The organism is Fortiea sp. LEGE XX443, assembly GCF_015206815.1.
GTDB lineage: Bacteria > Cyanobacteriota > Cyanobacteriia > Cyanobacteriales > Nostocaceae > Nostoc_B.
In genome coordinates this window covers 16,885-32,283 of the sequence record NZ_JADEXZ010000040.1, presented here as the reverse complement: position 1 = coordinate 32,283, position 15,399 = coordinate 16,885, and the positions used below count along the sequence as shown (strand labels likewise).

Below are 15,399 nucleotides of genomic sequence, written 5' to 3'. Positions count from 1 at the left end.
AAATTTTTAGTGGAATGGTATGAGGTTTATCGAACTCACGTTGATAAATGTATGGTGGAGGGCGATCGCTCCAGAGATCAAGACATAATCAATGTTGGGTTACGCTTCGCTTCACCCAATCTACGCAGGTGATTGCTTTTAAGCTTATTACCTGTCCCCTGCTGTATTTGTTGCTATTACTTGCGATAAACTCTGCAATAAATCATGTGTCGTGTAGGGTTTAGATAAAAAAGCCTTTGCACCAGCCTTCAGCAATTTTTGACGATGAGTAGACAAACCACTCGTAGCAATAATTTTTACATCGGGGTTAATACTGCACAAAATACGGGTAGTCATTAATCCATCCATATTTGGCATCATCATATCCATCAACACCACGCTGATTTCTGCTTTGTAGTTAGGATAAAGAGCCAGCGTTTCAATTCCATCATGAGCAATGATGGTTTTATAATTATTTTTTTCTAAAGTTAATTTAGTAGTTTGTTGGATAAATTCTTCGTCATCGACAATCAAAATTAATTCGCCGTTTCCTTGGAGCAGTTCTTCTTCTATGATTTGCTCAGTAGTTGTTCCTTGTGCTGCTGGCAAATACACCTGAAACTGTGTACCTTTATTTAATTCGCTCTGCACCTCTACAAAGCCACCGTGGTTTTTCACAATTCCTAAAACTGTTGAAAGCCCTAATCCTGTACCTTGTCCAAGTTCTTTGGTGGTAAAAAATGGCTCAAAAATGCGCTCTACAAGTTCAGCCGAAATTCCTACCCCTGTATCTGAAATAGTCACAACGATGTAGTTTCCCTGGTGAGCATCAGCTGACATCCCAGCATAGGTTGCATCAATCAATCGATTTTCAGCCGAGATTTTGAGGATACCACCGTTAGACATGGCATCACGAGCATTGACTACAAGGTTCATGAATACCTGATGCAGTTGTGTGGGATCTGCTTTGACTATTCCTAGACTGTTTGTCGGAATTTCAGTTTTAATTTCAATAGATTTGGGAAATGTTTGTTTAATAATTTGTACTACTTCTCTAAGTAGATGACTAACTTGTAATAAAATATATTTTTCTTCGGAACTTCTAGCAAAGCTCAAAATTTGTTGAACTAAATTAGTGCCGCGTTTGGAACTATTTTCTAGTGTTTTGAAAAGTTCTTGTGTCCGGGTATCAACTTTGGGAAATTTTGATGTAAGTAATTGAGAAATCATCACAATGGGAGCAAAAACATTGTTGAGGTCATGAGCAATACCACTGGCTAAAATTCCCAAATTTTCTAACCTTTGGCTATGGTAAAACTGCCGCTCTATTTGTTTTTTGTTTGTGATGTCTGTGTTGACTATTAAGATAGATTTAGGTTGTCCAGATTCATCGCGCACTAATGTCCAGCGACTCTCAACGATAATTTCTTTGCCAGTTTTGGTAATTTGGTGTAATTCCCCATCCCAAAAACCTGTTTCAACAGTGGCGTTAAGGCTGGCGTGGAGTTGATGACTGGATTTTTTGTAAAATAGCTGATCAGCTTTTTGACCGTAGCTTTCCTCTGCTGTCCAACCGTACAAGCGTTCTGCTCCTTTGCTCCAAAATAAGATGTGATTTGCCAAATCTTGGACAAAAATTGCATCGGTAGCAATATCAATTAAGGCTGCTTGTTCACGGATCTTTTGTTCTGTCTGTTTGAGAGCGCTAATATCTTTAACCATCATAAAGTCAGCCAGTTTTCCCTCCCAGATAATCCGGGTACTGGTAATTTCGACATCAATGATGGAGCGATCGCGCTTGCAGTGTCGCCACTCTCGATGATAGACAAAATAATCGCTCAGGCGATACTGCTCCATGTGTTTCTGGAAAGCAGAAATATCTTCAGGTGGGCAAATATCAACGAGGGTCATGGCTAAAAATTCAGCTTGAGAATAGCCATAATGAGCGATCGCCGCTTGATTTACTACCAGAAAAGCGAGGGTTTGGGGATCGAAAATCCACATGGGGAGAGGATAATTTTCAAACAGGAGGCAATACTGTTTCTCTGATGCTTTTAACTTCTGCGCGGCTTGCTGGCGATCGCTCAAGTCACGGAATGACCAGCACAGACGAGTTAATCCTTGGCGATCGCATTCCGCAGATAAGGAAAGGGCGGCGGGTAATACTTTTTTTTGCCGTGGTTTTAAAGACACTTTCCTGTTTTGGAGCAACTGCTGTGCTGTTAAGTAAATATTTTGTTGCTGACGTTGGACATTTTCTCCGTTCTCAGCCAACAATTTTTTCAGCTTTTCCAGGTGCTGATAAATAACTGAATGATATTTAGAGGTAACAAATAAAATTAGCGGTTTACCCACCAGGTAATTATGGCGGATATTCAGCAGGGTTTGCGCCGCCTGATTTGCTTCTAGGATAATTCCCTGCTCGTCTGTTACTAAATAAGCCTCTGGGGCAAAGTTGAATAAATCTTGGTAGCGTTGGCGTTCCCAGTCCAACATTTGGCGAGTTTCCAGCAATTCTTGGTTCTGTCGGTGCAATTTTGCCGCCGCAATGCTCAATTCTTCTAAGGCGATGGAAAGTTCAGCGATCGCTACCGAGATTAAGTGATCACTAGTGTTAGATGAGGAATTTGCTTGTTGCTGAATCTGTTCTAAGCGCTGTTGAGCCGCTTCAATTTGTAAGTTTACTGGCAAATCATCAGGTATCATCATCACACTAGCTCTCTTTATATCAATAAAATTACTCCGGCTCTTTGGTAGTCAGAATCGATCAAGGGATTGTGGCTAAACGATACTTAATCGCCTCAATTAGCATTTTCTGGTGTTCTGAAATGGTTCTCGAGATCGCCTGATAAATTGCCGCAGTTCTTCAAATATTTGCTCTTTGTTGTTGATATTCATTAGTTACAATCTTAAAACTCCGGGGATAAGTTCTGTTAGACGCAAAAGACAGAGAAATCTGATCTTTCCTAATCCCCTTTTCTTGTAAGCTTGCACCTACAAGGCGTAACATTTAAATTCCTGGTAAAAACTTCAAATTTTATCCTCTGCTTCCTGCTTCCCTTGCAAGGGTTTGACCAAGTTAATTAAAGCAGCGCCTATTTCTGACAGCGGTAGGATAAAGTCTACCATGCCCGTAGCGATCGCGGCACTGGGCATTCCAAAATATTCCGAGGTTTTTTCATCTTGAGCGATGACTGTACCACCCATTTGTTTAATCGTTTGAACTCCCATGACTCCATCATTACCTGTTCCACTTAGTACAACAGCGATCGCTTTTTCTTTGCAACTGGTAGCAACTGAATTAAACAGTAATTCAGCGGAGGAGGGACGGACGAAATGCACTAAATTTGATTGAGTCAAAGACAGAGTACGATCAGGGTTAACCAACAAATGATGGTTGGGCGGGGCAATGTATACTGTTCCTGGAGTGACACTATCTCCCGCTTCAGCCTGTTTCACCAGTAAGGGAGTACGCCAACTCAGAATATCTGCCATCAAAGAAAGATGTCGGGGATCAAGATGCTGAACTATGACAATTGCACAGGGAAAGTTGGCTGGTAAATTAGCTAGAACTTGAGATATGGCATTTAGTCTACCCGCTGAAGCTGCGATCGCTACAATATCAAATGCTCCGCCAGGTAAACTGAGTGGATGCTCTGGTTTTTGTTCATCTATTGATTTTTTCATAAACTTGAACTGGCATTAATGCCAATTCTCTGGATGGTGAAAAACTCTAGGTTTGAATTTTGCCAAATTTCGTTAGCTACTTGTAAATTTTAACGTTAACGAGATTTAGAATTTAGTTAACTTTAGTAGTAACTTTTAGTGAACTGAGCAGTAATTTATAGCAGTAGCCAAGACAGTTAGGACATCGGCGAATGATAAAACTCATGCACTAAAAGACTTTTAACCCTGTCACATGCGGTCACTGAGCTTGCCGAAGTGTCACCTGTTCCCTGTCACCTGCTATATTTTACTAAATACGAATAAAACGCCTTTAGTAGGCGTAAATATACCAAAAGAAATATTTAAGGCTACATGATCATTGATTTTTGCCGTTCTGCTCAAACTCTGCTGCGATCGCTACAACTAATTACAACTTCAAGAAAATAGCTTCAGTCAATTTTAATCAGCAAAAAGGCAAATGGCTTTCTCAAAATGCTTTTTTGAGTTCTCATTTTGGTTGTTTATGCCAGCAAAAAAGCTTCTTGTTGTCTTAATTTACTTAAATGTGTTCCCATTTCAGTGATTCGCGCACTTATTTTAGGATTTTTTATCAACAAAATGGCTTTTTGCTGACTCATTTTGCCTAAATGCTTGCTCTTTTAACTAGTTTATGAATTGATTTTGGTATTTTCCGCAAAAAAACCAGAGATCACTTTCTAAATTTACCTGTTTGTTAACTTATTTCAGTAATTTCAGCACTTATGACAACGATTCTTGTGTAGCAAAAGCCATTGCAGATTTGCCGAAATTCTCTCAAGCCGATCAATACGGAAGTTCTTTAAGGTAAAGAATATCAACAGTATTGTATTACTAGGTTTATATTATGGCTCGTAAAAAAAGAACCTCTAAGGTGTTAGAAAAAGCAGCGCGTCGTGCAGCTAGTATTAACTCAATTGATCCGAATTTAGATACAGGCAATGGACTCAGCCTAGCTAGATTCTCAACTCTGATCGAAACAATGCGAACTAAAGAAAATATCTACAACAGCACCCTTTCTTACCTAGATAAGTTATATAGTGAAATGTTAAAAACAGAAAGCGAGTTAGCAGACATGGCAGAGCATATGCTATTGGGAGTTGCAACTCGATATGGTAAAAGCAGTGTAGAGTATGGTATGGCGGGAGGAGTTCCGAAAAATCAGCGCCGGAAGAAACTACGAGGCGAGCCAGCAATTGTTAGTTCACCGCAACCATTATTTATTACCAATGTGGACAGCAATGGTAATGGAAAGAAAGCAGCAGTGACAAGCTAATAACTAATAACTGTTAAGGTGTGTTGTCGCAAAGCGTAACACACTTTAACATAATCAAATTTTACAAGTTGTTCTGAAACAGTTCGAGAACATGTTGCCAAGCATCAGGAGCAGCTTCTGGGTTGTAACTAGGATTCTGCTCTATTAATGGGTACTTGTCCTTGAAAAATCCATGAAAGAAACCGTGTCCTGCGTCGTATCGAAATACATGATGATTTATTTGATGTTTCTTTAACTCTGCTTCAATTTGCTCGGTTTCTTCCTGAGAAATTAATGTATCTCTTGTTCCAAAAAAGGTATAAATAGTACCTTTAATTTCAGAAGTACGGTTAATGGTGGGAGTGTCTTCACCATAACTAGAAGTGGTAATTCCACCGCCATAAAACGAAGCCGTAGCTTTGATATCGCTTAAAGTTGCAGCCATATAAGCAACGTGACCGCCAAAACAAAAACCAATAGCGCCGATCGCACTATCATTAACATGAGGTAAAGTTTTTAGATAGGCGATCGCGGCTTGAATATCACTGAGAATTTCTTGATACTTTACTTGTTGATAGTATGCCAAACCAAGCCGATAGGCTTCTGGGCTATAGCCAGCATCTTCTGGACTATAGTCAACTTCAAAACCAGGAGCAATCCGTTGATACATTGCAGGTGCTACTGCTACATATCCTTGTTTTGCTATAAGTTCGGTAATATCCCGAATATTACCATTCACTCCAAAAATTTCGGGAAAAACTATAACAGCGCCAAAGGTTCCTTCATGGGCTGGTTGAGCTAAGTAAGCATCGATTTCTAAGTCATTGTTGGGTATTTTGACTTTTGTAGTGTTAATTTCGATGTCTGTTATATTTACCATCTTGTTTTGATTAACTTATTGTTGGTGATATCCCCACTGGCTCAATAATTCTACCTGCTGTAACTGCTGAATTTAGCAAAAACTGACGGCGGTTTACTTTTAATGGCTGATTGGATTCTATAAGATTGAGTTGTATATAAAAATCCGGTGTTGCATAAATGCGGGATGATTTTCTTATATTTATCTTTCAAAACCTCTTCTTCTCTACGAGACGCTGCGCGTTGGCGGAAGCCTCTCGTAGAGAATGCGTACTTTGCGTACTTGGCGGTTCATTATTTCATCCCTAAATTCGGCAACGCCAAAAGTCCTATTGATAATTTATAAAACTAAATTTGATTAAATATCTCACCAGATTGCCATAAGTAGAAAGGTGCAAATAAACCGAACAATGTAAGGGAAAGTAAAGTAGATTGAAAACCTCTTCCCTTCTGCCTTCTGCCCTCTGCCTCCTGCCTTGTCATAACGACAATTTTTAGCACCGACCTACTTATCCATATATATTTACCATATTCTTTCAATACCACAAGTAAATATTGAGTTATCTAGAAGTTAAAAAACTATTATCACTTAGCAGCATATCTTCAGAGCTTGTTTGAAAAATTAATGAGTAAATATAGCATTCCTAAATCATTCGTGAACAAAAAAATATTCAACTTCCCAAAGAAGTCTGGTATCTGAATCACTACAGTTTTTAAACTTGCTTATTTTTATCGATTTAATGTACTATGATAATTATTTATTAATAAAAGTTGCCAAAATGAGATAATCATCGCCTTAGTCTATATGAAACAACTTAAACTGACAAACAATGCTGGTAAAATAACTGCTCTTTTATTTTTAATCACAATTTTGTTAACACCTTTTGTAATAATCAATCCTGGAGAGCGCGGCGTATTAATGCAATTTGGTGAGGTACAGAAAACAATACTAGCAGAGGGGATACATCTCATAATTCCCATTGTTAATACAGTCAAAAAAATCAGCGTGAAAATTCAAAAACAAGAAATAGCTGCTGAAGCTTCTTCTAAAGATTTGCAAGATGTTTTTCCAGATGTAGCATTGAATTGGCATATTTTACCTGAAGATGTTAATTTAATTTTTAGAGAGATTGGTGATGAAAAAGATGTAGTTGATAAAATCATTAATTCCGCAGTAGAAGAAGCTGTAAAAGCAGTTATAGCAAAGTATAAAGCAGAAGAAATAGTCACTAAAAGAGAGGAAGTAAAATCTGGAATTGATGAAAAATTAACAACGAAATTGTCTAGCTACCATATTGCAGTTGATGATATCTCGCTAGTTCATGTTAATTTTTCAGATAAATTCAGTGAAGCAGTTGAGGCAAAACAAATTGCAGAACAAGATGCAAAACGAGCAGATTTTATTGCATTAAAAGCCGCAAAACAAGCAGAGGTAAAGGTCAATTTAGCGAAGGGGGAAGCGGAAGTAAACAGATTATTACGTGATAGTTTGACTGATGATATTTTGACAAGGCAGGCAATAGAAAAATGGGATGGTAAATTACCTGTAATTATGACCAAAGATACACCTAAGTTTTTAAATGTAAGTGAGATTTTAAAACTAAAGTAATTTGTCTATAATACAGTAACCCAGTGAGAGAAACTGGTTTTTTTACTAACTACCAGAAAAGAAACTAGGAGTATCGATAATTTTAAACTGGATTAATACCAAAATCAAAAAAGTATAAGCAGTTGAAGAAACTAAGCCTGTCAATAATTCCTTTTTTAAGTTGCGTTCTTGGTTTTGTTTTTGCAACACATCAATTGCACCTGCTTGCATTAACAAAATACCAATAATGTTAGATAACCAGTAACCAATAATAACGCCAGGCATCAGTAATTTAGGCGTAAAAAGACTACAAATATATCCGAAAAGATAAGCAATTGGTAAATTAAATACCAAATCATTCCACCAGCATAACGGTGATAATAAGTATCCAATTACTAAGCAAAATCCACCTCTGAGCTTCTGCAATAATGTTTTAGGTACACTTTCTGGACTTTGTGATAACAACTCTTGACTACTCTTTTTGATTTCATTCATATTTGTACAGTAATTGCATCAATTAACCGTACTTTAGGATAAAAAGTCGAAAAAGTCCAGAGTCAAACAGAGATTTGAATCTCAAAAACGGTTAATTATACGTAAGATTTTTGTATCAATAATTTTATTTACACAAATAAAATTATTGTTCTTTATTGAGCAACTGCTGTTCTTCAAGAAGTAACTGCGTTTCATTCACTGGTTTTTCACTGGTAATATTTGCTGACTGTGATAATGGTCGAATAATGAAACTCACACCAATTGCCCAAGCGATCGCCACCATCCAACCTGCAATAATATCACTAGGAAAGTGTACCCCCAAATATAGCCGTGTCCAGCCAATGGCTAAGATATACACACTACCGAAAGTTACTGTAAACCAACGCCAAGCACTACCCCAAGTTAAAACCACCAAAATAGCAATCAACGTCATACTCGTCATAGCATGACCACTGGGAAACGAATAATCAAACTCTGGTGCGACTGATTCCCAGATATGAGGACGGACTCTGTGCCAGAATTCTTTGGCTGTGCGGTTGATAGTAGCACTACCAGCAGCAGTAATCAGTAAATAAGTCAGCGATCGCCAGCGACGTTGCATTATTACAATAAGTGTAATTATGCTCAGAATGGGTAATACAATCCAAAAAGAACCAAATTTTGTCAAAATCGCGGCAAATACATCTAACTGTGGCTGTGCTAGAGCGTGAATCCTCTCCAGAATCGGTAAATCCCAGGGAAAGCCACTCTCGTTGTACCGCACCTCTAACGCCAACAGTCCAAAAATTTGCAGTGGTAAATATACCCCGATGAACAGCACCAACAAAGAACGCCAGTGTGTAATTAACAATTTTTGCACAAACCCAATAGGCGATCGCAGCTTTGGTGTTTGTTGATTTTCATTATTGACTTTTTCTAACTCTGGCATATCAAAATTATGCTGCAATTAATGTAGTTACTTAAAATACTAGTATAATTTTAATACTTAATTTAAAGTATCTGTTATTACTAGATTTCAGGAAAATCCTGCTTAACGAGCCGTGTTAATTAATACAAATTAATTGGATTAATTAACAAAATATAGACTTTTATTATTTTTAATCTTAAAATACGGTAAGTTGATCGATTTTTGGTATTTTTGATATTTTTCCTGTAGTCGCTCAAAACTAGCAGTTATACCAATTCTCTAAAATTAGGCAACACATTCAAACCCCACAACCCAGACCAAATCAGAGTTTCTTAATTACGAATTACGAATTACGAATTACGAATTACGAATTGGTATTACATGAAACCTTGTACACAACAGCATTACAACCAATCTTTTAGTTTCAGCTAAACAAAACCGCATTTACAAAACCCCAGTTAAGGACAGGAGTATGGATTTTTTACTATTGCCTTTCTTCAGCTTTTTAGTCGGTATTGTTGTTGGTTTGACAGGAATTGGTGGTGCTTCTCTCATTACCCCAATGCTAATTTTTGTTTTTCAAATACCACCTGCCGTAGCAGTCAGTTCTGATGTTGTTGCAGCGACGTTAATGAAAATCGTTGGTAGCATCAAACATTGGCAGCAACAAACTCTCGATAGAGAAGTAGTCAAATGGCTGGCTTTAGGAAGTGTTCCTGGTTCTTTGTTGGGAGTGGGAATACTGCACCTGATTAAACTCAATAACGAGCATAGCTTGGACAAAATTATGCTGCATTTGCTGGGTGTGACGATTTTATCAGTCACTCTTTTGGCATTAGTTCAAATGCTACTATTGACCTTCTTTCCACTGTTACAACTACCTGAATTACCCAAATTTGACTTAACCACTCAACTAGGACGCTTGCAAACGGTGAGTGTAGGAGCATTTTTAGGCTGTGTTGTCGGTCTAACAAGTGTTGCTTCCGGTTCAATGTTTGCTTTGGCTTTAATTACATTTTTTCGTTTAGATGCGCGGAAGTTAGTTGGTACAGATATTTTTCAAGCTGCAATTCTCTTACTATTCACTGCTATTGGACATCTCACATTGGGAACAGTTGATTGGAATTTAGTATTACCGATATGGCTTGGCTCAGTACCAGGAGTATTACTAGGAGCTAAAGTCTGTCAAATTGTTCCACAAAAACCACTGCGGTTTATGGTTTATTTTATATTAATGATGGTGAGTTTAAAGCTAGTGTATTAGACAAAGAGCGTCATATTTGTCTAATTAGAAAACATGGCAATATTAGGTAATAGCCGATACGTTTCACTTTTCATCAATATAGAGAATCCTAAATAGATTAATACGAAGGGAAATATTTTCCGACCATGACGAGCTAAAACATTAGCCATGAGAGGATTACGAGTCAAATTGTAAGAGAGAAAACACCACAGTCCTACTGTTGAATAGCAAACACACAAAATTACACCCAAACTCGGAAGATTACTACTAGCAAACAAGGGTACATAAATCCCGATATTATTCCCACCATTGGCAACAGTAACAGCAGAGACACGATAGGTTTGGGGGTCGCGTAGAGTTGCTAATAGGGATTTTTGATGATGCGGCGATTTTGCACGAGAGTTAAAATCAATTGATACAGCTTGTACTGCTTCTTCCTCACTTTCTCTATTTAATAAATGATTAATCCCAATAGCGACTGGTAAAAAACCCAGCAATCCAATCCAGGTATGAGGAATAATCAGACCACCAAAAAAACCAGGGAGACTAGCAAACACTAGTGTAGTAAATCCCAAAAATTCCCCGATAACAATATGCCGAGGACGAAAGGTACGATTGACTTTGCCAAAAAAAGCCGTTAAATACAAGTTGTCATCAAAGGTAGTGGCAATAGCAGTAGAAATCCCGATAATTAGAGTACCAATTAACCAACTCATGTTTATTACTCGCAAGGATTTAATTCTGTTCTCCCTAGTCCCTCGCTACTTTTTAAGCTGAGATTACGTTAGGAGATTGTTTGAGTATTTTGCCTAGTAAGTAGGTCGGTGTTAAAAATTGTCGTTATGACAAGGCAGGAGGCAGAGGGCAGAAGGGAAGAGGTTTTCAAGCTACTTTACTTTCCGTTACATAGTTCGGTTTATTTGCACCTTTCTACTTATTAACAGACAGATGATTTTGAGAAACTTTGGAGGCGGAACGCTATCAAATAAATTGATGATTCTCTGTTATTGTTTTCTCAGTCAAATACTTGGCTTTATCTAAAAACAATATTATTTCTTTTAGCTTGACAAGAGCAAATATTCTTTCTTTTTAAAACGATAAATAAAAGTAATTGAATAACTGAACTACTCTCTTAACATTGAGTAATTGTGTATCCAGTAGAGATGTAAATTGGAAAAATATTACATACAAATAGCAGAATATATATGAACCCCAAGATAAAAGGGTAAATGTACCCCTTTCATACATGAGATACAAACCTAAAATAATTAATATAAAAGGCACAGCATTTTTACCATAGTGCGTTAAGATATACGCGATTCTAGCTTGGCGAGCCAATAAATAAGCAAGTGCGTACCACACTCCTTTCATAATAATAAAAACTATAATAATTATTAATAAATTGGTAAAACTGTTACTAGCAAATAAAGGAATATAAATACTTATATTATCGCCACCATTAGCAACTGTGACTGCTGCAACTTTATAAGTTTGGGGACTTAGAATACTCAAAAGGAAATTGAAGGTAGGATTACTATTACCAGATACAGTTAAACTAGTGTTAACAATTTGAATTTCTGAATTTTCTGTTTCTCGATGCAATAATTGCTTAATCCCGATTGCGATCGGCAAAATCCCCAATAATCCTATCCAAGCTCTAGGTATTACTAAACTCCCAAAAAAGCCTGGTAAACTAGCAATAATGATAGCGACAAAACCTAGATATTGCCCAACGAAAATATGACGACGACGAAATTGATTATTTACCTGTGAAAAAAACAGCATGAGAATAACAATGTCATCAATATTAGTAGCAGTAAAAGCAAAAATTCCTTCTGTAATAGTTGTGATGATCTTACTCATGTGGGATGATTAAAAGTAATGATTAACTAATAAAAATTATGCCAATAAATCAGGATATATATAAATGAGTGAGTTAATTACTACACTCTTAGTGGGAATCTCAGCCTTCATTGCCACTAACATTGATGATATCGTTATTTTATTACTACTGTTTTCTCAGATAAATTCTGTTTTTAGGTATCGGCACATTATTGCAGGCCAATACTTAGGCTTTACAGTGTTAATTATTGCTAGTCTTCCTGGGTTATTTGGTGGACTAGTCATACCACCTAACTGGATTGGATTGTTGGGATTAATACCGATAATTATGGGTATCAACAGTTTGATTAATCGAGAAGAAAATGAAAATCCAGAGATTGAAATTATAACAACAGAATATCAAGATGCAAACACAACAAGTTTGTTTAATGCACAGACTTACAGCGTTGCAGCCATAACTATCGCAAATGGTAGTGATAATATCAGTGTCTACATACCATTATTTGCTAGTAGTAATACAGTTAATTTTATAATTATTGTTGTAGTATTTTTTATATTAATCGGAATTTGGTGTTATTTAGCTTATAAATTTACCTATCAAACAAAAATAGCGCTGATACTAAGTCAGTATAGTAATTATATTTTGCCTTTTGTTTTAATAATATTGGGTGGGGTAATTATTTTAAAAACAGAGGCTTTAGGCTTGATAAAGCTAGTAGCAAGTTGTATTTGTTTAGCAATTTTAGTAAAAAAGCCGACATTATCAAACTAAGCCACTTGTACATTCTCTTCCATGAGCATATTTTCAAAAGCTATGGTAACTCGTGTATGAAAACGTTGATGGTGTTTGAGTTTCCAAATCGGCTGGATAATTTCTAATTCTTTCTGGGATTGTTTTTGCGGATTGAGAATTCGCACAGCCTGTAATGTTCCTAGTTGTAGTTCTTTTTTCACCATTGATTCTGGAAGTGCAGCTGCACCAACACCACTTTCTACAACTGCTTTCACCATTTCACTAGTGTTGAAGTTAAGTACAATATCCAGGTTACTAGGTTCAATTCCCCAACGTTGTAAGGCTTGCTCAAACATTTGCTGTGCGCCGGAACCAGATTCACGCATTACCCAACTGGTGCTGAATAATTCATCTAAATAAATCTCGGCATTTTGATACCAAGGATGAGATTTGCCCACAACAATTTGCAGGCGATCGCTTCCTACTTCGTCTTTCTCTAAAGATTGCTGTAATGATGCTTTAATCTCCCCTGTCACCAAACCCAAATCATACATACCTACAGCAGTCCCTTCACAAATCTCTTCCGCATTTCCCAACTGACAATTAATAAAAATGCCAGGATATAACTGCTTGAATTGGCTAATTCTTTCGGGTAGCCAATAGTTACCAACAGTTAGGCTTGCACCGATCTTCAACTCTCCCCGTTGCAGATTATTTAATTCTTTCAAACCACGTTCTGTTAACTGCACATGATCAAGAATTTTTTGCGCCTCACCTTGTAATAATTTACCCGCATCTGTGATTTCAATATGACGACCAATGCGATGAAATAACCTGACACCATATTCTGTCTCCAAGTTTTGGATAGCAGCACTGACGGCTGGTTGAGTTATGTAAAGTGCTTCAGCTGCACGGGTAAAGTGCAGCATTTCCGACACAGCTAAAAAAATTCGTAACTGTTCCAGCGTCATTTGGAATATTTACAGGCTTGTATAGTAGTGATTTTGAACACCTTGAGAGAATTATACGGTAAATTTAGCGGAAAAGTGTAGATAACAGTAATTGTTATTTGGCCGTCATATCTGCATAACCATAAATTCAGTCTATGGATTTAACAAAAAAGACTGTTTGCTCTTATTGATGGGTAGCCATAGAGTGAAACTATGCTTCTAGCAAAAGTGCTAACTACACTAATGATTTTCTGAAATTACAAATTTTCTACACTCGCAGCCTCTATCTCACCCATACCGATCATTGAGGAAACACGACGCACACATGAGCGAACTACTGACTGCTATTCCTACAGGACTCACGGCTTTTGCTGCTACCAATCTCGACGATATTATTGTCCTGTCGCTTTTTTTCTCACAGATAGATACTTGCTTTCGCCGTCGTCACATAGTTATCGGTCAGTATTTAGGTTTTAGTGCGTTAGTAGTTGCCAGTTTACCCAGCTTTTTTGGCAAGTTCATCCTACCAGAATCTTGGATTGGTCTACTCGGTATTGTTCCAATCATCATTGGTATTAATCGCTTACTAAATCAAGAGACTAGCGATACAGAGGATTTAAACACCCCCGAATCTTCGCAAGCTTGGTGGAACAATTTCCTTTCACCCCAAACCTACAGTGTAGCAGCAGTTACTATCGCTAATGGTGGTGACAACATCAGTATCTATATGCCAATGTTTGCTACCAATACATGGGATAGCTTACTGGTGATTTTGGTAGTTTTCTTCGTGATGGTAGGTGTGTGGTGTTATACAGCCTATTGCTTAACTCAGGTAAGTGCGATCGCTTCTGCAATTACTCGCTACGGTAATTCTTTAGTTCCCTTTATTTTAATTGGATTGGGTGTTTCCATTTTAATAGAAAGTCAAACCTTAGAAACTCCTGCCTTAGTTTTAATTACTTGTGTAAGTATTGGTTCTTACTTGTTAATTTTAAGCAAGAATCTTTGGCGAGAAAATTATAGATTCTCCTTGGGATCTTCTGAAGCCGAATTTATATCTGGAGTTAAACAAAAATAAGCTTTTATGTTTGCAACTTGCATCAACAGATAGATGAAACAATGCCCAATTAATACCTTAAATTAGGTAATTAGCATCAAAAAAACACTAACTTCTTAGGAGAAACACATGAGATTGTTCAAAAATACTCTGGTTAAAATTACACTAGTTTGCTTATTACTATTGGTAAACTTGATGATTGCTCAACCATCTTGGGCAGGAAAAAAATTAGCTGATGATCCAGACTATATAGAAATAACTAAATCACTAGAATCTGCATTGCAGGATAAACAAAGCCAAGGAGATACACCAGAAATTGAGCAGAAAATTTCTAACTTAAAATACCAAAAGTACATTTTAGAAAATAGTGAAGACTCTGTAGGAATCTGCCGTAATGAAACAGATAAAATGCTGTTGATATACGGTGAAAAACCGAAAAAATCTACCTCAAACTACGACAATGAATTATATCTGCTCCCTAGTGGCACAGAAACTGATGATGAGTGGGACTGTCAAGGCGTTTATCTCCCCGGACAAGCGGCTACAGAAGAACAAGCAGCCACCCCTGCTCAAGCTTTTAAGATTGTTCACGGAACTCGGTTAGTAGCTACAAGCAACTCTCAAACTGGAGAAATTGACTTCAATCTTCCACCGGCGAAGGTTTTTCAATCTGGCGAAGCTAACTGGTTGATTCCTGAGAATTTACAAGCCGCACTAGACGCTGGAATTACAACCGCGAAAATTAACGATTAATTGATTGAATAGGTAAATTCAGCCATAATTTTGCATA

13 protein-coding genes and 1 pseudogene are annotated in these 15,399 nt (G+C 37.3%); 6 read left to right on the top strand and 8 right to left on the bottom strand.

From position 1 onward, the window contains the following. Window positions 1-147 precede the first annotated feature (147 nt). Window positions 148-2,688 (bottom strand): PAS domain-containing sensor histidine kinase, encoded by a 2,541-nt coding sequence (locus IQ259_RS15785; RefSeq protein WP_193886400.1) that lies wholly within the window; start codon window positions 2,686-2,688, stop codon window positions 148-150. 321 nt (window positions 2,689-3,009) lie between these two features. Then, on the bottom strand, window positions 3,010-3,666 hold the full coding sequence (locus tag IQ259_RS15780) for a chemotaxis protein CheB (protein WP_193886399.1): 657 nt from the start codon (window positions 3,664-3,666) through the stop codon (window positions 3,010-3,012). Window positions 3,667-4,528: 862 nt separating this feature from the next. Between IQ259_RS15780 and IQ259_RS15775 the strand changes: the two genes are divergently transcribed. Continuing rightward, complete coding sequence (locus IQ259_RS15775) at window positions 4,529-4,957, top strand: hypothetical protein (RefSeq protein ID WP_193886397.1); 429 nt, start codon at window positions 4,529-4,531, stop codon at window positions 4,955-4,957. A gap of 61 nt (window positions 4,958-5,018) precedes the next feature. Here IQ259_RS15775 and IQ259_RS15770 read toward each other — a convergent pair whose 3' ends face one another. Beyond that, window positions 5,019-5,816 (bottom strand): dienelactone hydrolase family protein, encoded by a 798-nt coding sequence (locus tag IQ259_RS15770; RefSeq protein WP_193886395.1) that lies wholly within the window; start codon window positions 5,814-5,816, stop codon window positions 5,019-5,021. A gap of 783 nt (window positions 5,817-6,599) precedes the next feature. Here IQ259_RS15770 and IQ259_RS15765 point away from each other — a divergent pair. After that, window positions 6,600-7,403, top strand: coding sequence for a prohibitin family protein (locus IQ259_RS15765; RefSeq protein WP_193886393.1), 804 nt, complete (start codon window positions 6,600-6,602; stop codon window positions 7,401-7,403). A gap of 45 nt (window positions 7,404-7,448) precedes the next feature. On the opposite strand, the gene IQ259_RS15760 is transcribed toward IQ259_RS15765, so the two are convergent. Both IQ259_RS15760 and IQ259_RS15755 read right to left on the bottom strand, forming a co-directional pair. Then, window positions 7,449-7,877 (bottom strand): hypothetical protein, encoded by a 429-nt coding sequence (locus IQ259_RS15760; RefSeq protein WP_193886392.1) that lies wholly within the window; start codon window positions 7,875-7,877, stop codon window positions 7,449-7,451. Window positions 7,878-8,019: 142 nt separating this feature from the next. Beyond that, a complete protein-coding gene (locus IQ259_RS15755; RefSeq protein WP_193886390.1) occupies window positions 8,020-8,805 on the bottom strand; it encodes a phosphatase PAP2 family protein in 786 nt (261 codons plus the stop codon). A 451-nt stretch (window positions 8,806-9,256) separates the two neighbouring features. Between IQ259_RS15755 and IQ259_RS15750 the strand changes: the two genes are divergently transcribed. Beyond that, entirely contained in the window at window positions 9,257-10,048 is a 792-nt protein-coding gene (locus IQ259_RS15750) for a sulfite exporter TauE/SafE family protein (protein WP_193886388.1), read from the top strand. 20 nt (window positions 10,049-10,068) lie between these two features. Here IQ259_RS15750 and IQ259_RS15745 read toward each other — a convergent pair whose 3' ends face one another. Next, window positions 10,069-10,743, bottom strand: a complete 675-nt coding sequence (locus IQ259_RS15745) for a cadmium resistance transporter (protein WP_193886386.1) — start codon at window positions 10,741-10,743, stop codon at window positions 10,069-10,071. Window positions 10,744-11,239: 496 nt separating this feature from the next. Continuing rightward, window positions 11,240-11,890 (bottom strand): annotated as a pseudogene (locus tag IQ259_RS15740) (cadmium resistance transporter); the annotation flags it as partial. A 64-nt stretch (window positions 11,891-11,954) separates the two neighbouring features. On the opposite strand from IQ259_RS15740, the gene IQ259_RS15735 reads away from it, so the two are divergent. Next, window positions 11,955-12,641 (top strand): cadmium resistance transporter, encoded by a 687-nt coding sequence (locus tag IQ259_RS15735; protein WP_193886382.1) that lies wholly within the window; start codon window positions 11,955-11,957, stop codon window positions 12,639-12,641. Here IQ259_RS15735 and IQ259_RS15730 read toward each other — a convergent pair. Further along, on the bottom strand, window positions 12,638-13,573 hold the full coding sequence (locus IQ259_RS15730; RefSeq protein WP_193886380.1) for a LysR substrate-binding domain-containing protein: 936 nt from the start codon (window positions 13,571-13,573) through the stop codon (window positions 12,638-12,640). The two genes, IQ259_RS15735 and IQ259_RS15730, sit on opposite strands and share 4 nt — an antisense overlap. 304 nt (window positions 13,574-13,877) lie before the next feature. On the opposite strand from IQ259_RS15730, the gene IQ259_RS15725 reads away from it, so the two are divergent. Both IQ259_RS15725 and IQ259_RS15720 read left to right on the top strand, forming a co-directional pair. Continuing rightward, entirely contained in the window at window positions 13,878-14,630 is a 753-nt protein-coding gene (locus IQ259_RS15725; RefSeq protein ID WP_193886378.1) for a cadmium resistance transporter, read from the top strand. 108 nt (window positions 14,631-14,738) lie between these two features. Beyond that, window positions 14,739-15,362 carry a hypothetical protein gene (locus IQ259_RS15720; protein ID WP_193886376.1) on the top strand — a complete coding sequence of 208 codons (624 nt, stop codon included), beginning with the start codon at window positions 14,739-14,741 and terminating at the stop codon, window positions 15,360-15,362. Window positions 15,363-15,399: the final 37 nt, after the last annotated feature.